The following is a 19,567-nucleotide window of genomic DNA, read 5'->3' as shown; positions in this document are numbered from 1 at the left end:
AAGAAGGAGGCTTCGCGTGAGCCGCACCCGAACCGCACTCCTCGCCCTCCCCGCCGCACTCCTGCTCGCCCTGGTCCCCACGACCGCGTCGGCGTACCCCGACCCGGGCACGGTCACGGGCGACGTGGTCGTCCACGACCCGACGGTGATCCGCACCTCCGCGGGCCGCTACCTGCTGTACTCCACCGGCGGCGGCCTCGCGTACAAGACGTCCACCGACCGGACCGTCTTCACGGCGGGCGCCGACGCGTTCACCACCAAACCGGGCTGGTGGTCGTCGTACGCCACCGAGGCGTGGGCGCCGGACATCTCCTACCACGGCGGCAAGTACCTGATGTACTACGCCGTCTCCACCTTCGGCTCCAACACCTCGGCCATCGGATTGGCCGGTTCCACAACAGGGCTGCCGGGCTCCTGGTCGGACTACGGCATCGTCTACACCTCGACGTCGTCCAGCGACTACAACGCCATCGACCCCAACCTCTTCGTCGACGACGACGGCAAGTGGTGGCTGTCGTTCGGGAGCTGGTGGACGGGGATCAAGATGATCCGCATCGACCCGTCGACCGGCAAGCAGTACGCGGCCGACACCACCCGCCGCTCCCTGGCCGCGCGGCCCACCGGCAGCAAGGCGGTGGAGGCGCCGTACATCGTCAAGCGCAACGGCTACTACTACCTCTTCGCCTCGTACGACCTGTGCTGCCAGGGCACCAGCTCGACGTACAAGGTGAAGGTGGGACGGGCCACGTCGGTCACCGGTCCCTACTACGACAAGAGCGGGGTGGCGATGACCGACAACGGCGGCACGGCCGTCCTGGAGTCCCACGGCGCGGTCATCGGCCCCGGCGGCGAGTCCGTCATGAACGACACGGACGGCGACCTGATCGTCTACCACTACTACGACGGCAACGACAGCGGCACACCCAAGCTCGGCATCAACCTGCTGAACTGGAGCACCGGCTGGCCGGTCGCCTACTGAGCGGCCCCGGACGGCCGGCCGAGGGCGTCCCAGAAGGCGCAGTGGTGGCGCGTTCCGGTGGTGCCGGTCGGGGCGGTCCGGTCCGGGACCAGGGAGAGGACCGCCCCTCGCGGCCAGCGCGGTGCCGCCGGGCCGTTCGGGTCGCCGGTGCGGGCGAAGCGCGTCCAGTAGCCGATCATCGTGTCGGCCAGGCGGTGCTGCGCCGCGGTCAGGGCACGGGGGCGGCCGCCCAGGTCGAACAGGTAGGGCAGCTCGCTCGCGTGCGGAGCGCCGAGCGGGAACGGCGGGGTGCCCGGGGTGAGCGGCGGAGCGTGCTCGTCGGCGAACTCGTAGCGCCAGACCGGCACCCGGGCGGCGAGCAGGCGACCGGTGCCGGCCGTCGGGCAGGCGAAGTCCGCGTCGCCGACGACCGCGCCGAACACCGGCCCGCCGTCGTCGGCGTGCACCGGGTACTCCTGGACGACCGCCCGCGCCTGCCCCGGCGCCGGGAAGAACGCGGCCACGACGTCGGGCCAGGTGGCGGGGGTCACCGGGTTCCCGGCCGCGATGATCCCGGCGGCCCAGCCGTTGCCCTCGTCGTGGTTGGCGCCGAGCAGCACCGGGACGTGGTGGAAACGGCCGGCGGAGATCGCCGCGGCGGGGTCGAGGGGCAGCAGCGGGGTGCCGTACGCGGGCTGCTGGCCGGTGTCCTGGGCGGCGAGCAGCCGGGCGACCGGCACCCGTCGCAGACAGGCCGGCACGTCGTGGGCGGAGCCGCAGCCGACCTTCGCCGCCAGGTCCGCGCCGGCGGCACGGGCCGTGGCCAGTGGGACGGCGAAGGGCGCGAACGGCCGGTCGGGACGGCCCGTGCAGGGGCCGCTCTCGATGATCGCCCGGTCGAACAGGCCCGCGGCGGCGGGTGAGGCGAGCTGGGCGCAGACGCCGTAACCGCCCGCCGACTCACCGGCCAGCGTCACATCGCGCGCGTCGCCGCCGAAGGCCCCGATCCCGGCGCGGACCCAGCGCAGCGCCGCCTGCTGGTCGGCCAGCCCGAACGTGCCGGAGCCGGGCAGCGCGCCGTGCGCGAGGAAACCGAGCGCCCCGAGACGGTAGTTGACGGTGACGACCACGACATCGCCGCGGGTCGCCATCCGGTGGGCGTCGTACGAACTGCCCGCGCCGGTGGTGAAGCCGCCGCCGTGCAGCCATACGATCACCGGCCTCGGGTGCGCCGGGCTCGCGTCGTCGGGCGCCGTGACGTTCAGGTACAGGCAGTCCTCGTCGGTGCTGCCGCCCGGCACCTCACCGGCCTGCTGCGGACAGGCGCTCGCGGGCCGGCCGGCGTCCCGTACCCCGGACCAGGAGGCCGGCCGGTGCGGCGGCGCCCAGCGCAGCCGGCCGACCGGGGGCGCCGCGTAGGGGACACCCTCGAAGGTGCGGTACCCGTCGTGACCGACACCCCGCACCAGGCCGCCGGGGCCGGGCACGGTCACCGCGGATCCCGCGGACTCCGCTCGTGGTGCCGGTGCCGCGGGCCAGGCGGCCGCGAGTACGGCGGTCAGGGCGCAGGCCAGAGCGCGGGCCAGGTTGGTCAGGACGCGGTGCGTGGTCATCGTCTCCCCGTTCGGTAGGGCGATCGGTCGTTCCTCGTCAGCCGCCGCCCATGCCGCCCCGGGCGGCGACCATCGTCGTCGGCAGTCCGCGTACGGCCTTCTCCAGGCCGGGTGCGAGGGCGGCGAGCCGCCCCGTGCAGGCGTCGATCCGGGCCCGGTACGTCTTCTGGTCCCGCCGGGACACGACCGAACGGACGCCGCCCGCCGCGGCCAGCGCCAGCAGCGCCGCGTCGGCGGCCGGGAGCCCGGACACCGGACCGTCCCCGTGCAGCACCGCGGACACCCGGGCGCGCACGGCGGCGGGCACGGCGGGGTCCGTCACGCTCACCCGCCGGGTGCCGAGGAAGGTGCGGGGCGCGTGCACGGTGAGCAGGCCCGCGGCGGCGAGCCGGTCCTCCAGCCCGGTCAGGGTCCGCTTGCGGTGACGGCGCACCAGGTGCTTCCAGTTGTGCCCGGCGGCGTCGCGCAGCACCCCGTCCAGGACCGGGTCACCGGTCGGCGTGGTGCCGGACACGGCCACCGAGCCGTCGCCGTCCTCCCGCAGCCGTCCGCGCAGCGCGAGGTCGACCAGGGCGGCGGCCCGGACCAGCAGCTCGGTCCGGGAACGGTCGTAGGGGCCCTCGGCGGCTTCGTCGTGGGCGAGCAGGTACACGAGGCGGGTCAGGTCGTCGGTCACACCTCGACGCTAGGGCCGGCCGCCCCGGCCCCGGATCGGCCACGGGAACGGACCGGCACTGGGAACACGGGAGGACCGCGGCCGCGTCTCCTACCTGAGGAGGAGCCGGCCCGTGGCGGAGACGGGGCGCCCTCAGGGGCGGCGCGGTTCCACCAGCCCGTGGTCGTAGGCGGCGACGACGGCCTGGACGCGGTCGCGCAGACCCAGTTTGCGCAGCACCGCGGTGACGTGGTTCTTGACGGTGGCCTCCGACAGACCGAGCCGGCCGGCGATCTCCGCGTTCGACAGGGCCTGCCCGATCAGGGTCAGCACCTCCCGCTCCCGGCCGGACAGCTCCCGCAGGGACGGCGGCGGCGCCGGGTCGGGCGTGGTGCGCAGGAAGCGGTCCAGGACCCGGCTCAGCACGGCGGGTGCCAGCAGCGCGTCGCCGCGTGCGGTGACCCGGATCGCCTCGACGAGTTCGGCGGGGCGGATGTCCTTGAGCAGGAAGCCGCAGGCCCCGGCCCGCAGGGCGGCGACGACATGCGCGTCCACGTCCCAGGTGGTCAGCACGAGCACCCGGGCCCGGCCGCCGTCCGCCACGATCCGCCGGGTCGCCTCGATCCCGTCCAGCACGGGCATGCGTACGTCCATCAGCACGACGTCGGGCGCCAGTTCCCGGGCCAGCCGCACCGCCTCCTGCCCGTCGGACGCCTCGCCGACCACCTCCAGGTCGTCCCGGGCGTCGATGATCATGCGGAACCCGGTACGGACCAGGGCCTGGTCGTCGGCCACCAGCACGCGCAACGTCATGACACGTCCTCCACCGGCAGCCGCGCCGCCACCTCGAACCCACCGCCGGGCAGCGGCCCGGCACGCAGACTGCCACCCACCAGCCGCGCCCGCTCCCGCATCCCCACCACACCACGCCCAACCCCCACCGATCCCGGCCCGAAGTAACCTCGCGGTGAGGCCGGCCCGTCCGAACCACCCGCCGAGCCCAGGCCGTCGGAACCTCGCGCCGATCCCGGCCCGAAGGAACCTCTCGGTGAGGCCGGCCCGTCCGAACCACCCGCCGAGCCCAGGCCGTCGGGACCTCGCCCCGATCCCGGCCCGCCGAAATCCCCCGGTGAGCCCACCCCGTCGGAACCTCGCCCCGATCCCGGCCCGTTGGAATCTCGCGCCGATCCCGGCCCGTTGGAATCTCGCGCTGATCCGGGCCCGTTGGAATCTCCCGTCGATCCCGGTCCGTCGGGGCCTCGTGGTGAGGTCGGCCCGTCGGGACCTGCCGTCGGGGTTCGCCCGGCCGGGGCTTCCGGTCGGGCGTGGTCCGCCGAACTTCTCCGCCGGGTACGGCCGTTGTCCACCACCGTCAGCCGTACACCTGCCTCGTCGGCCACCACCCGTACCCGCACCTCGTCGGCGCCGGCCGCGTGGCGCAGCGCGTTGGTGAGGGCCTCCTGGACGATCCGGTACGCCGCCAGGTCCACCGCCGCCGGCAGTCCGTCGAGGGGGCCCTCCCGGCTCACGTGCACGGCCAGCCCGGCCGCCCGTACCGCGTCGGCCAGTTCGTCCAGCCGCGCGAGCGACGGCGTCCGCCGCCAGTCCCCGTCCCCGTCCCCGTCCCCGTCCCCGCCCCCGTCCTCCGGCGCCTCGGCGTCCGACCCGAACGCCCGCAGCAGCAGCCGCAGTTCGCCCAGTGCCGAGCGGGCGCCCGTCTCGATGGCGCGCAGTGCCTGCCGGGCCTGGTCGGGCCGCTCGGAGAACACGTCGTCGGCGGCGCCCGCCTGGACGACCACCACCGACAGCGTGTGCGCCACGACGTCGTGCACCTCACGCGCGATCCGGGCCCGCTCCTCCAGCACCGCCCGGCGCGTCTCCGCCCGGGTCCGGGCCCGTTGCGCCCTGCGCCACTGCCCCGCGGTCCACGCCAGCACCACCGTCAGCACGAAGACCGCGAGCCCCGCGGCGCCGCCCGCGCCGAACGCCAGCGGCGCCGGCAGGCACATCGCAGCGAGCGCCCCCAGCGACACCCGCCGGGGCATGACCGCCGACAGCACGCACAGCGCGATCTGCGCCGCGAGCAGCGCCCCGGTCAGGGTCACCGCGGGCAGCAGCGCCCACACCGCGAGCCCCGCCGGCGCCGTCGCGGCCAGCACGGCGACCGGGGCCCGCACCAGCCACCGCAGCGCGCAGACCTGCGCGAGGACCAGCGCCACGGCCACCGGCAGCCGCCCGCCGTGCTCCGTACCGGCGACGACCACGGAGGTCCCGAGGACCCCGAGCACCAGCCCGGCCGACCCTCACCACAGGGCCCGCACCGCCCGCGCCGACAACTCGCCCCGCGCCCCGCCGACGAACCCACCACCCGGTCCCTCGCTGCTGCCCTCCACACCTCGAGCCTAGCCGCGGGCCGGTCCCGGCCCTCGCCCTCTGTAATCGAACAGCTGCCCCTTAGGGGTAATCCACGTAGTGCACCCGACTGTATCCAGGATCCAGATGATATGAAGCACCTTGATCAATAAGCGACTTCAGAAGGCGGGCATGGCAGAAGCACAGGCCGGAGTGGTGATCGTCGGTGCCGGCCCCGCGGGGCTCGTGCTGGGGAACCTGCTCCTGGACCGCGGCGTCGACTGCGTCATCCTGGAGCGGCGGAGCCGGGCCGCGGTGGAGGGCCGGGCCCGCGCCGGATTCCTCGCGGCCCACTCCGTGCGCGTCCTCACCGAGAACGGCCTGGCGGCCGGTCTGCTCGCCCGCGGCAGGACCCACACCACCTGCCGGTTCCGCAGCGAGCGCGGCGAGTTCACCCTCGACTACGCCGGTCTGGGCCGTGGCGAGGTGCACACCGTCTACCCCCAGCAGGAACTGGTCCGCGACCTGGTCGCCGAGTTCCTGCGGCGCGGCGGCGACCTCAGGTTCGGCGCCGAGGCGGCGGACGTCACCGACGGCCGGGTCCGTGTCCGCGACGGCGCGGACGCCACCGGCCGGTACGCCACCGGCCGGTACGTCACCGGCCGGTACGTCGCCGGCTGCGACGGGCACCGGGGCGTCGGCCGCGCCGCCCTCACCGCCCAGGGCGTCCCCACCGCCCGCTGGGACCACGGCGTCTCCTGGCTCGCCGTGCTGGCCGCCGCCCCGCCCAGCATGCCGGCCACCGGATACGCCCTGCACGAGCGCGGCTTCGCCGGCCACATGGCGCGCACGGCCACGGTCACCCGGTACTACCTCCAGTGCCCGCGCGGCACCGACCCCGCCGACTGGAGCGAGGACCGGATCTGGACCGAGCTGGCGACCCGGATGCGCACCGCCGAGTTCGGGCCGCTGCGCGAGGGCGCCGTCCTGGAGAAGACCGTCGTCGACCTGCGCTCCGACGTCCTGGAGTCCCCGGGCACCGGGCGGCTGTGGCTGGCCGGGGACGCGGCCGGGCTGATCAGCCCCTCGGCGGCCAAGGGCGCCAACCTCGCCGTGCTCCAGGCCGAGTCGCTGGCCCGCGCCTTCGAGGCGGCGCTGCTGCGCGGGGACGAGAGCGGCCTCGCCCGGTACGCCGCCGACTGCCTGCCCCGGGTGTGGCGGGCCCATGAGTTCTCGCACTGGATGAGCGGCCTGCTGCACGGCCCCGCCGACGCCGGCGACATCGACCGGGACGAGGCCAGGTACGGGCGGGCGCTCCAGTACGCCCGTCTGGAGAGCCTGCGCACCTCCCGCCGCCACCAGGACTTCTTCGCCGAGAACTACACCGGCGTCTGATCCTCCGGGGCCCCATGAGCCCCGGTTCTCCCCACCCCACGATCAACGGGAACTCTTCATGAACCTCTCCGTCGTACAGCCATGTCTGACGGAAACCGACCTGGACCGGATCCGGCACGCGGCCGACCACGTCCGCGACCACGACACCGACCAGGTCCTCGCCGGGCTGCTGCCCCGCCTGACCGCCGAGGACCGCGCCGACGTCGCCCGGCACCTCGGCTACGACCACACCGCCGTACTGGTCTTCCCCACCTCCCTCGACGGGCTCCGCGACGAACTCCGGCGTGCCGGACTGGACCCGGGGCCCGTCGCCCCCAGCGTGGTGGTGCGCGGGCGGCTGGCCCGGCGCTACGGCGCGGCCCTCGCGGACAGCCGGGTCGGGATCGTGCACGTGCCCGTCGCCGGACGCACCGTGGAGATCTTCGCGCTGCCCGTACCGCCCGGCTCCCCGCTGGAGGCGGTCGCCGCCGACGAGCGCGGAGCCGGCCACGAGTCCCACCACGCCTTCGCCGTCACCGCACCGGGACCGGTGATCCCGGCCGGGCTGCGCACCCTGCTGACGGAACGCGCGGGCGCCGTCCCGGACGGCGGCGGCTACAACGACCACGAGAACGTCACCGTCCTGTACTTCCGCACCGCCCGGCACCGCCGCTTCGAGCTGCGGCTGCCCGGCCGCCACGAGCCCGTCCCCGACCCCGCCCTCGCCCTGCTAGGCGTGCTGACCGGCGCCTGGGCCACCCAGGCCGTCCGCACCATGGCCGAACTCGGTCTCGCCGACCACCTGGCCGCCCGCCCCGGCCTCGACGCCGGCACCCTCGCCGGGCTGACCGGCACCGACCCGGACGCGCTGCGCCGCCTGCTGCGCTACCTGGCCGGCCTCGGCCTGCTCACCGCCTCCGACGCCACCTACCACCTCACGGCCCTCGGCGAACCCCTGCGCACCGGCACCGAGTTCTCCCTGCACCCGCTCGCGCTGCTGTACGGCGGCCCGTTCTACGACTCCTTCGCCGGGCTGCCGTACGCCGTACGCACCGGGCAGGAAGCTTTCGCCCACCGGCACGGGCAGCACCACTTCCGCCACTTCGCCGCCCACCCCGAGCTCGGCGACCTCTTCCACCGGGGGATGGCCGCGAGCGCGGAGATGTTCACCCCGGTACCGCACCTCACCGACTTCTCCGCCGCCCGGCGGGTGATCGACGTGGGCGGCGGGAACGGGGCGCTGCTCGGCCGGATCCTGCGGGCCCACGGCCACCTGGAGGGGGTGCTGCTGGAGCGCCCGGACGCGCTGGCGGCGGCCCGCCCCCTGCTGGCCGACCTCGCCGGCCGCTGCGCCTTCGTCGCCGGGGACTTCACGGAGTCCGTCCCGGACGACGGCGACGTCTACCTGCTGTCCCGGGTCCTGCACGACTGGGACGACGACCGCTGCCGCACGATCCTGCGCCGCTGCGCGCGGGCGATGCGCCCGGGCACGGAACTCCTCGTGGTGGAACGCCTGCTGCCGGCCCACGAGGGCACCCCGTCCCCGACCCCGGCCTGGGACATCCACATGCTGTGCAACGTCGGCGGCCGAGAACGCGACGAGCCCCATTACCGACGACTACTGAAGGAAACGGGCTTCGAGCAGACAGCCTGCCACCCCTTGCCGCTGGGAGCCGCACTACTCAGCGCCGTCCGCCTCGACGCGCCCCTTTAACCCTGCCCGACCGAAAGCCACCCCGGGCAACTGCCGCGCCCCTTCAGGGGCGCGGGGAACCGCGCGACGGACCACGAACCACCCGCACCGTCGTACACCGTCCAACTCGACGCGCCCCTTCAGGACCGCAGGGAACTGCGCGACGGACCACGAGCCACCCGCACTCTCGTACGCCGTCCAGCTCGACGCGCCCCTTCAGGACCGCAGGGAACTGCGCGACGGACCACGAGCCACCCGCACTCTCGTACGCCGTCCAGCTCGACGCGCCCCTTCAGGGGCGCGGGGAACTGCGCGACCGGCCACGAATCACCCGCACCCGGCCGCGCACGGAACGCACCCGTCGATCAGCCGGCCTGTCCCATCCCCGCCGCGTTGGGCCAGCTCTGCGCATTCGGCCACCCCGTCGCAGGCGCGGGCGACAACCCCGGCGCGGGCGGCGGCGCGGTGGCCCCCCGCACCTGCGCCGCGGTCAGCCCACCGCGGGCCGGCACCCCGGGGGGCGTCGGCCCGGTCGGCATGGGCGCGGGGGCCGGCGCGGGCGCGGGCACCTGCGGCATCTGCATCGGCGGCGCGGGCGTCGGCGCGGGCGCGGGCGCCGGCGCCATCATCGGCTGCGGTGCCATCGGCGCCTGCATCGGCATCTGCATCTGGGCCGCCGCCGCAGGCACCGGCACCGGCACCGGAACCGGCGCCATCATCGGCTGCGGCATCCCCGCCCCGCCGGACTGCCCGGCCATCGGCATCCCGAGACCCGCCGCCGCGGCCAGACCAGGCCCGGGCGCCGGTGCGAGGCTCGGGACCGGCCCCGCCCCCACGGCCTGCGCCAACTGCATCCCCGCCCCGTTCGTCTCGCTCACCAGCCGGTCGACGGCCGCCGTACCCGAGCTGTAGCTGGTCCCGGTGCCCAGCTCGGGTACGGCGGTTCCCCTCCTGGTCCCGTAGAGCACCTGCTCCATGGCGGACACCAGGCGACGCACGTCCACCTCGGGGCGCACCACGAGCCTCAGGAAGCGGCTGGAGGAACCGATCTTGTTGCCGCACTCGCGGACCAGGATCCGGTGCTCGGTGAGCATCCGGTCCCGGACCACGGTGCCCTCGGCGCCGACGGGAAGGCGCACGAAGAGGAAGTTGCCCTGCGAGGGATAGACGGTCAGTCCGGGCAGCGCGGAGAGCTGGCTCGCCATCTCCAGCCGGTCCTTGCGCACCTGGAGCAGGCTCTGCGCGTACTCGGCGCCGTGCTCCTTGAGCATGAAGACGACGTACTCGGCGAACGCGTTGAGGTTCCACTTCGGCAGCATCGAGCGGACCTTGCCGGCCAGCGAGGGGTTGGCGACCATGTAGCCGAAACGGATGCCGTGCAGGCCGAAGTTCTTGCCGAGGCTGCGCAGCACGATGACGTTCGGCCGGATCATCGCCTCCTGCACGACGCTCGGCTCCTGCTCGGCGTCGGCGAACTCCAGGAACGACTCGTCGATGACGATGAGGTCCAGGTCGGCCATGGCGTCCATGAACTGGACGAGCGCGCGCTTGGGGACGAACCCGCCGTCGGGGTTGTTCGGATTGCAGATCACCGCGACCCTGGTCCCCCGGGTGCGGATGAAGTCGGCGTACTGCGCGAGGTCGAGGGCGAAGCCGTTGGACTCCTGGAGCGGGAACATGTCGACCCGCTTGCCGGTCTCCATGGGCTGGTCGGTCCAGCGGCCGAAGGTGGGGACGGGGATGGCGAGGGACTCGCGGACCAGCAGGTGGTCGATCCAGGTGATCAGCTCGGTGGAGCCGTTGCCCATGGCGACGGCCTGCGGCGGGAGCTGGAGGAGGTTGCACAGCTCGGCGGTGATGGTGTCGGCGCTGCTCGGGTAGAAGGTGACGATGTCCTTGAGCCGCGCGGCCATTGTTTCCATCATGGCCGGAGTGGGGAAGTAGGGGTTACAGGGGATGCAGAAGTCAACCGGCCCGGTCCCGTCGCCTCCTTCGCGTGCCAGCGCCGCCATCGACGGGCTGTGAGCTCCGCTGCGGAACAACGAGGTGACGTTGCCGGCCATTGAACCTCCGTATGAGGCGGGCCCGATGGGGACGTCCGGGCCCGTCGTCCTGGGTGGCCCGCGCGGGGGAGCACGGGCCACCCTTGAATACGGAGATGCCTGATCCTCTGTTCAACGGGTGTGAAAGAAGTGTGAGTTACCGTCTCCTCTCGACACCCGCCTGGTGCGGCGCCCCGAAGGGGCGTGGAGAACTGCGCGACCAGCCCCTTACTGCCCGCACAGTTCCCCACGACCTCACGCGTCGAACGAGTGAACCGTCCGCGTCCTGTACACGTGCCCCGGCCGCAACACGGTCGACGGGAAGTTCGCGTGGTTCGGCGAGTCCGGGAAGTGCTGCGTCTCCAGGCACAGCGCGTCTCCCTGCCGGTAGGTGTGCCCACCCGTCCCCGTCAGCGTCCCGTCCAGGAAGTTCCCGGAGTAGAACTGGAGCCCCGGCTGGTCGGTCGCGATCTTCAGCGTCCGGCCCGACCGCGGGTCCCGCAGCGTCGCGATGTGCTCCGGCTTCGCGGTGACGCCCTTGTCGAGCACCCAGTTGTGGTCGTACCCCTTGGCCTGCACCTGCTGGGCGTGCCCGGCGCGGATGTCCCGGCCGATCGTCTTGGTCTCCCGGAAGTCGAACGGCGTGCCGCGTACGGTGGCCAGCTCACCCGTGGGGATCAGCCCCGAGTCGGTCGGCGTGTAGCGGCCCGCCGCGATCGTCAGCTCGTGGTCCTCGATGGTGCCGCTGCCCTCGCCGGCCAGGTTCCAGTAGACGTGGCTGGTGAGGTTGACGACGGTGGCCTTGTCGGTGGTGGCCTCGTAGTCGATGATCCACTCGCCGCGCCGGGTCAGCGTGTACGTCACCTTCGACTTGAGCGTGCCCGGGTAGCCCATCTCGCCGTCGACGCTGGTGTAGTGCAGGACGAGCCCGACGTCCGAGCCCTTCACGAACGGCTCGACGTCCCAGACGTGCTTGTCGAAGCCCTGCGTGCCGCCGTGCAGGCTGTTCACCCCGTCGTTGACGGACAGCTGGTAGCTCTTGCCGTCGAGGGTGAACTGTCCCTTTCCGATACGGTTGCCGTACCGGCCGATCAGGGCGCCGAAGTACGGGGACTTGGCCACGTAGTCGTCGATGTTGTCGAAGCCGTTGACCACGTTGGCGTAGTGGCCGCGCCGGTCCGGCAGCTCCAGGGTCTGGACGACTCCGCCCCAGTTGAGGACCTTCAGCCGGGTGCCGCCGTTCTCCAGCGACCAGCGGTAGATCTTCGTGCCGTCGGCGAGCTTCCCGAAGGACTCCTTCACCGGCTTCCTGCCTCCCGAACCGGTGGCGGCCTCGGCGCTGCCCGCACCGAGGGTGGTGGCGGCGATGCCCGCCGCCGCGGCTCCTGCGATGACCGTGCGTCTGTTCAGTTCCATGTGCGGCTCCTGGATGAAGGAGGGGCCCCGCCTTCCGGCGGGGCCCGCGCTGACTACGAACCGGACTTGCGCTTGTTCCACACGTCGAACCCGACCGCCGCGAGCAGGGCGAGGCCCTTGATGACCTGCTGCCAGTCGGTGCCGACGCTGAGGAGGTTCATGCCGTTGTTCAGCACGCCGAGGACGAGACCGCCGATGATGGCACCGAGGATGGTGCCGACACCGCCGCTCATGGAGGCGCCGCCGATGAACGAGGAGGCGATCGCCTCCAGTTCGAAGCCGTCGCCCGCCTTCGGCGAGGCCGCGTTCAGCCGGGCCGCTACCACCAGACCGGCCAGGGCCGCGAGCACGCCCATGTTCAGGAAGACGTAGAAGGTGACCTTCTTGTCCTTGACGCCGGACAGCTTGGCCGCCGGCAGGTTGCCGCCGATCGCGTAGATGTGCCGGCCGAAGACCGCGTTGCGCATCACGTAGCCGTAGCCGACGACCAGCACGCCCAGCACGATCAGGACGATCGGGGCGCCCTTGTAGCTGGCGAGCAGCATCGTCATGACGAGGATCGCGGCGACCAGCGCGGTCAGCTTCAGCAGGAAGAGCCGGGTGGGCGGCACCTCCAGCGCGAACTCCTGCTGGCGGCGCCGGTCCCGGAACTCCTGCCAGACCACGGCGGCGATCAGCACCAGGCCCAGCAGCAGCGTGATGTTGTGGTAGTTGGTGTGCGGGCCGACCTCGGGGAGGAAGCCGTTGCCCAGGTTCTGCAAACCGTTCGGGAACGGGCCGATGGTCTGACCCTGGAGCAGGATCTCGGTGAGACCGCGGAAGAGCAGCATCCCGGCGAGGGTGACGATGAACGACGGTATGCCGAAGTAGGCGATCAGCACACCTTGTGCGGCACCCGCGAAGGCCCCCATCACCAGGCACAGGACCAGGGCGATCGGCCAGGGCACCCCGTGGTTGACCGTCAGCACGGCCGCGAAGGCGCCCACGAACGCGGTCAGTGAGCCGACCGACAGGTCGATGTGCCCGGCGATGATCACCATCATCATGCCGATGGCCAGGATCAGGATGTAGCTGTTCTGGAGGACCAGGTTGGAGACGTTGCGCGGCAGCAGCAGGTCCCCGTCGGTCCACACGGCGAACAGGGCGACGATCAGACCGAGCGCGATCAGCATCCCGTACTGGCGCATGTTGCGGCGCAGTCCGTCGAGGACCATCCGGAGCAGGTTCCCCTCGGCGGCCGATCCGCTCCCGCCCGGCGGCGCGGGCGCCGGGCTCTTGGCGGTGACATCCGTGCTCATCGCGTTACCTCTTTGTCCTTCGTCATATGGCGCATCAGCACTTCCTGCGTGGCCTCGGCCCTGGGCACCTCACCGGTCAGGCGGCCCGCGGCCATGGTGTAGATGCGGTCGCACATGCCGAGCAGTTCGGGCAGCTCGGAGGAGATGAAGACGACCGCCTTGCCCTGGGCGGCGAGCTGGTCGATGACCGTGTAGATCTCGTACTTGGCTCCCACGTCGATACCGCGGGTCGGCTCGTCCAGGATCAGCACCTCGGGACCGGCGAAGATCCACTTGCTGAGGACGACCTTCTGCTGGTTGCCGCCCGACAGCTTGCCCACCGGCTCGAAGACCGTCGGCGCCTTGATGTTCATGGACTTGCGGTAGCCCTCGGAGACCTGCCGCTCCTCGTGCTCGTCCACGACCCCGCGCCTGGCCACCTTCTTCAGCGCGGTCAGCGAGATGTTCCGGTTGATGGTGTCGATGAGGTTGAGGCCGTAGTGCTTGCGGTCCTCGGTGACGTACGCGATGCCGTGCCCGACCGCCTCGGCGACCGACTTGGTGCGGATCTCCGTGCCGTCCTTGAGGACCGTCCCGCCGTCGTAGCGGCCGTAGGTCCGCCCGAAGACGTTCATCGCCAGTTCGGTGCGGCCGGCGCCCATCAGGCCCGCGATACCGACGATCTCGCCGCGCCGGACGTGGATCGACACGTCGTCGACGACCTTGCGCTCGTGGTCGATCGGGTGTCGCACGGTCCAGTCGCGGATCTCCAGGGCCGGCGCCGCGTCCACCTCGCCCTCGTACGGGGTGCGTTCGGGGAAGCGGTGGTCCAGGTCGCGGCCCACCATGCCCGAGATGATCCGCTCCTCGGTCGTCTCCTCCGACTTCACGTCGAGGGTCTCGATGGAGTGGCCGTCCCGGATGATCGTGACCGAGTCGGCGACCCGGCGGATCTCGTTGAGCTTGTGGGAGATGATGATCGAGGTGATGCCCTGGTTCTTCAACTCCAGGATCAGGTCGAGGAGTTTGCCGCTGTCCTCGTCGTTCAGAGCCGCGGTGGGCTCGTCGAGGATGAGCAGCTTCACCTTCTTCGACAGCGCCTTCGCGATCTCCACCAGCTGCTGCTTGCCCACGCCGATGTCGGCGACGCGGGTCTCCGGGTGGTCGTCCAGACCCACCCGGCGCAGCAGTTCGGTGGCGTGCCGCAGGGTCTCCCGCCAGTCGATGAACCCGCCCTTGGCGTGTTCGTTGCCGAGGAAGATGTTCTCCGCCAGCGAGAGGTACGGCGACAGCGCCAGCTCCTGGTGGATGATCACGATGCCGCGCTGTTCGCTCGCCCGGATGTCACCGAACTCGCAGAGCTCACCCTCGAAGAGGATCTCGCCCGCGTAACTGCCGTGCGGGTGGACGCCGGAGAGGACCTTCATGAGGGTCGACTTGCCGGCGCCGTTCTCCCCGCAGATGGCGTGGACCTCGCCCTGGCGGACGGTCAGCGTGACGTCCGACAACGCCTTGACGCCGGGAAAGGTCTTGACGATCGAGCGCATTTCCAGGACGGGTCCCGCCATGGTCTGCCTTCCAATCAGTGCTTGTCGATCAGGGCGGATTACTTGAGCTCGGCGTCGGTGTAGTAGCCGCCCTTGACCAGGACTTCCTCGTAGTTGCTCTTGTCGACGCTCACCGGCTGGAGCAGGTAGGCGGGGACGACCTTGGACCCGTTGTCGTACGTCTTGGTGTCGTTGACCTGCGGGGTCTTCTTGTTCAGGACGTCGTCGACCATGGTCGCGGCGACCTTGGCGAGCTGCCGGGTGTCCTTGTAGACGGTCTGCGTCTGCTGACCCGCGATGATCGACTTCACCGAGGCCAGCTCGGCGTCCTGCCCCGTGATGACGGGCAGCGGCTGGCTGCCGGACCCGTAGCCGTCCGACTTCAGCGCGGCGATGATGCCGATCGAGATGCCGTCGTAGGGCGAGAGCACCGCGTCGACCTTGGCGGACTTGTAGGAGGAGGTGAGGATGTCCTCCATGCGCGACTGCGCGGTCGCGCCGTCCCAGCGGAGCGTGGTGACCTTGTTCAGCGCGGTCTGGCCGGACTTGACCACCAGCTGCTTCTTGTCGATGTACGGCTGGAGCACGCTCATCGCGCCGTTGAAGAAGTACTTGGTGTTGTTGTCGTCGTTCGAGCCGGCGAACAGCTCGATGTTGAACGGGCCCTTCTTGCCGCTGTCCAGCCCGAGCTTGTGCACGATGTACGTGCCCTGCTCGACGCCGACCTTCTCGTTGTCGAAGGACGCGTAGTAGTCGACGTTCTTGGTGCCGAGGATCAGCCGGTCGTAGGCGATGACCGGGATGTTGGCGTCCGCGGCCTCCTGGAGCACGTTGTTCAGGGACTTGTTGTCGATGGCCGCGATGATCAGGCCCTTGACGCCCTGAGTGATCAGGTTCTCGATCTGGGAGACCTGGGTGTCCGGGTTGTCCTCGCCGTAGACCAGCTTGGTCTTGTAGCCCTTGGACTCCAGGTTCTTGACGACGTTCTTGCCGTCGGCGATCCAGCGCTCGGAGGACTTGGTCGGCATCGCGATGCCGATGGTGCCGCCCTTGGCGCTGCCGCTGTCCTCCTTGCTGCCGCCCTCACCGCTCTGCCCGCAGGCGGACAGCGTCAGGGCGAGGGAGGCGGCCCCGGCTATGAGAGTGAGGGCGCTTCTACGAGTGCGCATGTGATCGGTCCCTGTTCTTCTCGTCGTTGAGAGGTTGAAGCGCCCCGAAGGGGCGCGGGGAACTGCGCGACCAGCCACAACGGACCCGCAGTCCCCAACGTTTCGTCAGCCGGAACCCTCGACGGGGAACCGTCGGAGAACTCCCGGCAACCGCGACCCCAGCGGCGCCATGTCGCCGTCCGCGCCGTGCCGGGCGAGCAGGTCCAGGGCGAGCCGGCCGCGCCGCACCCGCTCCTTCGCGGTGTTCAGCGTCACGTCCCGCAGGTGGGTGCCCCACGGGTAGATGCCGGGCGCCTTGGACAGGCCGAACTTCAGGTAGACCGGGGCGCCGCGCCGGATCAGCTCGGCGACCTCGTACATCCGGATGTAGCCGCCGAGGTCGTCCGGGGCCTCGATGTACATGTCCAGCGGAGCGCCCGACACCCGGCGGATCTCGGTGAGGTGGTCGAGCGTCAGGTCGCTCGGCACGTTGACCGAGTCGGCGCCCAGGTGCTCGAAGACGGAGTACGACGCCGGGTTGACCGGACCGATCAGCGCGGACACCTTCAGCGTGGTGTCGGCCGGGATGATCCCGGCCTCCCGCGCCCGGTGCAGCGTCCACAGCACGCCCTCGTCGGCGACGAGCAGGCACTTCACGCCCAGCTCCGTCGCCCGGACCGCGTCCTCGACACAGCCGGCGACGGCGTCGTGGCCGCGGGCGCGCAGCCCGGCCCCCCGCGAGTCGGAGCGCACCGAGCCGCCGATGTCCCAGGTGCCGCGCGGACCGGTGAACAGGCAGAGCTCGATGTCCCGTTCGCCCGTGGCGTCGACCATCTCGGTGATCTCGGCGTCGGTGAGCATCCACACACCGCTGCCCTGGCTGATCCGGTGGATCGGCACGTCCAGCCGCGAGGACTCCTTGAGTACGACGGCAAGCGCCTCGGGACCCTCGCAGGAGGGAATCTCGGTGCGCCATTTGCCGCCGCCCGGGAAGCTGTGGGCGGAGGCGTCGGCGGGGTCGAGGGCGGGCGCGCCCAGACCGAGGGCGGTGAGCGCCTGCTCACCGGGTCGGCGGGCCGCCGTAACGGAAGCGTCGGTCGTCACAAGCTGTCCTTCATGTTCGGTATATCGGACAAGGTTCGCGGCTCGGGGTAGAAAAAACGGCTTGGTGGTACGCCGGTCACGGCGAGGTCAGGGCACGCCGCGACCGGCGTACGACTCAGGGGCGGAGCAGCACCTTGCCCACCTTCGGATCACCGGCCCCCACCAGCTCGATGGCCTGCGGGAACTCGGTCAGCGGCAGCTCGTGCGTGATCAGTGGCGACGGGTCGAGGAGACCGGCCCCGAAGACCCGTACCGTGTGCGCCCAGGCGTCCGGCGGCGCACCGAAGACGGTGTGCACCTCCAGCTGCCGTACGACGAGGTCGGTCGGGTCCAGGCCGTCGGCGCCCGCGGCCGGGATGCCGGTCAGGACCAGGCGTCCGCCGCGCCTGAGCAGGGAGGCGGCGGTGCGCGCGGCGGACGCGGACCCGGCGGTCTCGATGACCACGTCGAAGTCGTCGGGCAGTGCTGGACTTTCAGCGTTCCTGGTACGGAAGTCGGTGGCCCCGAACTGCCGGGACAGCGCCTCCCGGTCGTTCCGGGTACCGACCACCAGCAGTTCGCCCGGCGAGACCGCCTTCAGGAACTGCACGGCGAACATGCCCAGCGTCCCGGTGCCGACCACCGCGACCCGCTCGCCCGGCCGGGCGTTGCCCTTCAGGGCGGCGGCCGCGATGCAGGCGGCGGGCTCCAGGAGGGCCGCGGCCGTGAGGTCGGCGTCGTCCGGGAGGACGTGCAGCAGGCGGGCCGGGAGGGTGAGCGTCGTGGCCATGGCGCCCGGCTGGGTGAAGCCGGTCTCCTCGTAGCCGTCGGTGCACAGGGTGGTCTCGCCGGCGTGGCAGCGGTCGCACACCTGGCAGTTCCGGAAGCCCTCGCCGACGACCTTGCGGCCGACCAGAACTCCGGGCACCCCGGCGCCCACCGCCCGTACCGTCCCGGACCACTCGTGACCCGGCGTCAGCGGGTACCGGACGTACCCCTCGGGCCGGTTGCCCTGGTACACCTCGCGGTCGCTTCCGCAAATCCCGACCGCGTGCACGGCGACCAGCGCCTCGCCGGGCCCGGGGTCGCGGGGCGTGTGCTCCTCGACCCGGTGGCTGCCCGGCGCCTCTACGACGACCTGGGACGCGCTCACTTCGTGCCCTTGGGCTTGCGCTGCTCCCAGCCGTCCGCCCACAGGTCGAAGCGGGCCTGCTGCTGCGGGAACTCCGCGGCCGCGTCGGCGTCGAACTCGACCCCGAGCCCCGGCGCGTCGGACAGGTGGAAGTACCCGTCGACCACCTCGGGCGCGCCCTTGACCACCTTCTTGATCTCGGCGTCGGCGAAGTCGTTGAAGTGCTCCAGGATCTTGAAGTTCGGGGAGGTGAACCCGACCTGGAGGGAGGCGGCGGTCAGCACGGAGCCGCCGACGTTGTGCGGCGCGACCAGGACGTAGTGCGTCTCGGCGGTGGCGGCGAGCTTCCGCGTCTCCCAGATTCCACCGATATGGCCGACGTCCGGCTGGATGATGTCCACGGCCTGGCTCTCGAAGAGCTCGCGGAACTCGATGCGGTCGTGGATGCGTTCGCCGGTGGCGACCGGGATGTCCACCTTCGCGGCGACCTTCTCCAGCGCCTTCAGGTTCTCCGGCGGGCAGGGCTCCTCCAGCCACGCCGGCTTGAAGGGAGCCAGCTCCCTGGCCAGCCGCACGGCGGTGGCGGGGGAGAAGCGCCCGTGCATCTCCAGCATCAGCTCGGCGTCCGGGCCGATGGCGTCCCGCACGGCCTCGATGAGCGACACGGAGTACAGCGTCTGCTCGTGGTCCAGCTCGAAGTGCCCGGTGCCGAACGGGTCGATCTTCAGCGCCTTGTACCCGCGCTCGATCACTCCCTGGGCCGCCTTGTGGTACGCCTCAGGTGTCCGCTCGGTGGTGTACCAGCCGTTGGCGTACGCCTTGACCTTGTCGGTCACCTTGCCGCCGAGCAGCTGCCACACCGGCACGCCCAGGGCCTTGCCCTTGATGTCCCAGCAGGCCGTCTCGATCACGGCGATGCCGGACATCACGATCTCGCCCGCCCGGCCGTAGTCGCCGTACTTCATCCGGCGTACGAGGTCTTCCACTGCGAACGGGTCGGAACCGAGAATGTGGTTGGCCTCGGCCTCCCGCAGGTAGCCGATCAGCGCGTCGGTGTGACCGAGCATCCGGGTCTCGCCGACTCCCGTGATCCCTTCGTCGGTGTGCACCTGGACGTAGGTCAGGTTGCGCCAGGGCGTCCCGACCACGTGTGTGCTGATTCCGGTGATGCGCACGGCAGTTGCCCCTCAGCTGTTCGAGATTTCGTCACACGTTCGAAATGCTGGCGTGACAGTAAGGACGGGGCGGTCGGAGTGTCAATGGGTCGAACAGGTAAC

Annotated in this window: 15 protein-coding genes; 3 read left to right on the top strand and 12 right to left on the bottom strand. The window is 71.6% G+C overall.

The annotated features are described in order from the left end of the window. Nucleotides 1–16: 16 nt before the first annotated feature. Nucleotides 17–979 carry an arabinan endo-1,5-alpha-L-arabinosidase gene (locus tag MB828_RS23780; RefSeq protein WP_301649999.1) on the top strand — a complete coding sequence of 321 codons (963 nt, stop codon included), beginning with the start codon at nucleotides 17–19 and terminating at the stop codon, nucleotides 977–979. On the opposite strand, the gene MB828_RS23775 is transcribed toward MB828_RS23780, so the two are convergent. The 4 genes from MB828_RS23775 to MB828_RS23760 all read right to left on the bottom strand — a co-directional run bounded on the left by MB828_RS23775 (nucleotide 973) and on the right by MB828_RS23760 (nucleotide 5,514). Further along, complete coding sequence (locus MB828_RS23775; RefSeq protein WP_301649998.1) at nucleotides 973–2,571, bottom strand: carboxylesterase/lipase family protein; 1,599 nt, start codon at nucleotides 2,569–2,571, stop codon at nucleotides 973–975. The two genes, MB828_RS23780 and MB828_RS23775, sit on opposite strands and share 7 nt — an antisense overlap. Before the next feature lie 37 nt (nucleotides 2,572–2,608). After that, a complete protein-coding gene (locus MB828_RS23770; RefSeq protein ID WP_301649997.1) occupies nucleotides 2,609–3,247 on the bottom strand; it encodes a GOLPH3/VPS74 family protein in 639 nt (212 codons plus the stop codon). Between the two features lie 132 nt (nucleotides 3,248–3,379). Beyond that, nucleotides 3,380–4,039, bottom strand: a complete 660-nt coding sequence (locus MB828_RS23765; RefSeq protein WP_301649996.1) for a response regulator — start codon at nucleotides 4,037–4,039, stop codon at nucleotides 3,380–3,382. Further along, nucleotides 4,036–5,514, bottom strand: a complete 1,479-nt coding sequence (locus MB828_RS23760; protein ID WP_301649995.1) for a histidine kinase — start codon at nucleotides 5,512–5,514, stop codon at nucleotides 4,036–4,038. Before MB828_RS23760 ends, MB828_RS23765 begins: the two co-directional genes overlap by 4 nt. A gap of 256 nt (nucleotides 5,515–5,770) precedes the next feature. On the opposite strand from MB828_RS23760, the gene MB828_RS23755 reads away from it, so the two are divergent. Both MB828_RS23755 and MB828_RS23750 read left to right on the top strand, forming a co-directional pair. Further along, nucleotides 5,771–6,973: a 4-hydroxybenzoate 3-monooxygenase gene (locus MB828_RS23755; protein ID WP_301649994.1), complete on the top strand. Its 1,203-nt coding sequence runs from the start codon at nucleotides 5,771–5,773 to the stop codon at nucleotides 6,971–6,973. A gap of 58 nt (nucleotides 6,974–7,031) precedes the next feature. Beyond that, nucleotides 7,032–8,666 carry a methyltransferase gene (locus MB828_RS23750; RefSeq protein ID WP_301649993.1) on the top strand — a complete coding sequence of 545 codons (1,635 nt, stop codon included), beginning with the start codon at nucleotides 7,032–7,034 and terminating at the stop codon, nucleotides 8,664–8,666. Nucleotides 8,667–9,010: 344 nt separating this feature from the next. Here the strand turns inward: MB828_RS23750 and MB828_RS23745 are convergent, their stop codons facing one another. From MB828_RS23745 to MB828_RS23710, 8 genes are all read right to left on the bottom strand, one after another. Beyond that, nucleotides 9,011–10,708, bottom strand: a complete 1,698-nt coding sequence (locus tag MB828_RS23745) for a pyridoxal phosphate-dependent aminotransferase (protein WP_301649992.1) — start codon at nucleotides 10,706–10,708, stop codon at nucleotides 9,011–9,013. Between the two features lie 234 nt (nucleotides 10,709–10,942). Next, a complete protein-coding gene (locus tag MB828_RS23740) occupies nucleotides 10,943–12,103 on the bottom strand; it encodes an aldose epimerase family protein (RefSeq protein ID WP_301649991.1) in 1,161 nt (386 codons plus the stop codon). A gap of 53 nt (nucleotides 12,104–12,156) precedes the next feature. Next, the gene (gene mmsB / locus MB828_RS23735; protein ID WP_133022104.1) at nucleotides 12,157–13,401 is read right to left on the bottom strand and encodes a multiple monosaccharide ABC transporter permease; all 1,245 of its coding nucleotides are present in this window, start codon (nucleotides 13,399–13,401) and stop codon (nucleotides 12,157–12,159) included. Beyond that, on the bottom strand, nucleotides 13,398–14,948 hold the full coding sequence (gene mmsA, locus MB828_RS23730; RefSeq protein WP_301649990.1) for a multiple monosaccharide ABC transporter ATP-binding protein: 1,551 nt from the start codon (nucleotides 14,946–14,948) through the stop codon (nucleotides 13,398–13,400). The genes mmsB and mmsA overlap by 4 nt, the downstream gene beginning before the upstream one ends. A 38-nt stretch (nucleotides 14,949–14,986) precedes the next feature. Continuing rightward, nucleotides 14,987–16,096, bottom strand: a complete 1,110-nt coding sequence (chvE, locus tag MB828_RS23725; protein ID WP_301649989.1) for a multiple monosaccharide ABC transporter substrate-binding protein — start codon at nucleotides 16,094–16,096, stop codon at nucleotides 14,987–14,989. A 105-nt stretch (nucleotides 16,097–16,201) separates the two neighbouring features. Next, complete coding sequence (locus MB828_RS23720) at nucleotides 16,202–17,179, bottom strand: hypothetical protein (protein ID WP_301649988.1); 978 nt, start codon at nucleotides 17,177–17,179, stop codon at nucleotides 16,202–16,204. Nucleotides 17,180–17,294: 115 nt separating this feature from the next. Beyond that, nucleotides 17,295–18,311 (bottom strand): zinc-dependent alcohol dehydrogenase, encoded by a 1,017-nt coding sequence (locus MB828_RS23715; RefSeq protein ID WP_301649987.1) that lies wholly within the window; start codon nucleotides 18,309–18,311, stop codon nucleotides 17,295–17,297. Then, on the bottom strand, nucleotides 18,308–19,465 hold the full coding sequence (locus MB828_RS23710) for a mandelate racemase/muconate lactonizing enzyme family protein (RefSeq protein WP_133022109.1): 1,158 nt from the start codon (nucleotides 19,463–19,465) through the stop codon (nucleotides 18,308–18,310). The genes MB828_RS23715 and MB828_RS23710 overlap by 4 nt, the downstream gene beginning before the upstream one ends. Nucleotides 19,466–19,567 lie beyond the last annotated feature (102 nt).

The sequence above is a fragment of the Streptomyces arenae genome (genome assembly GCF_022343545.1).
Lineage (GTDB): Bacteria > Actinomycetota > Actinomycetes > Streptomycetales > Streptomycetaceae > Streptomyces > Streptomyces humi.
This window is presented reverse-complemented; position numbering and strand designations above follow the sequence as displayed.

What these genes read in the sequence shown, in the direction of transcription:
- MB828_RS23745 (WP_301649992.1), bottom strand. Translation starts at nt 10,708, where the DNA reads ATGGCCGGCAACGTCACCTCGTTGTTCCGCAGCGGAGCTCACAGCCCG.
- MB828_RS23755 (WP_301649994.1), top strand. Translation starts at nt 5,771, where the DNA reads ATGGCAGAAGCACAGGCCGGAGTGGTGATCGTCGGTGCCGGCCCCGCG.
- chvE (WP_301649989.1), bottom strand. Translation starts at nt 16,096, where the DNA reads ATGCGCACTCGTAGAAGCGCCCTCACTCTCATAGCCGGGGCCGCCTCC.
- MB828_RS23750 (WP_301649993.1), top strand. Translation starts at nt 7,032, where the DNA reads ATGAACCTCTCCGTCGTACAGCCATGTCTGACGGAAACCGACCTGGAC.
- MB828_RS23775 (WP_301649998.1), bottom strand. Translation starts at nt 2,571, where the DNA reads ATGACCACGCACCGCGTCCTGACCAACCTGGCCCGCGCTCTGGCCTGC.
- mmsA (WP_301649990.1), bottom strand. Translation starts at nt 14,948, where the DNA reads ATGGCGGGACCCGTCCTGGAAATGCGCTCGATCGTCAAGACCTTTCCC.
- mmsB (WP_133022104.1), bottom strand. Translation starts at nt 13,401, where the DNA reads ATGAGCACGGATGTCACCGCCAAGAGCCCGGCGCCCGCGCCGCCGGGC.
- MB828_RS23765 (WP_301649996.1), bottom strand. Translation starts at nt 4,039, where the DNA reads ATGACGTTGCGCGTGCTGGTGGCCGACGACCAGGCCCTGGTCCGTACC.
- MB828_RS23740 (WP_301649991.1), bottom strand. Translation starts at nt 12,103, where the DNA reads ATGGAACTGAACAGACGCACGGTCATCGCAGGAGCCGCGGCGGCGGGC.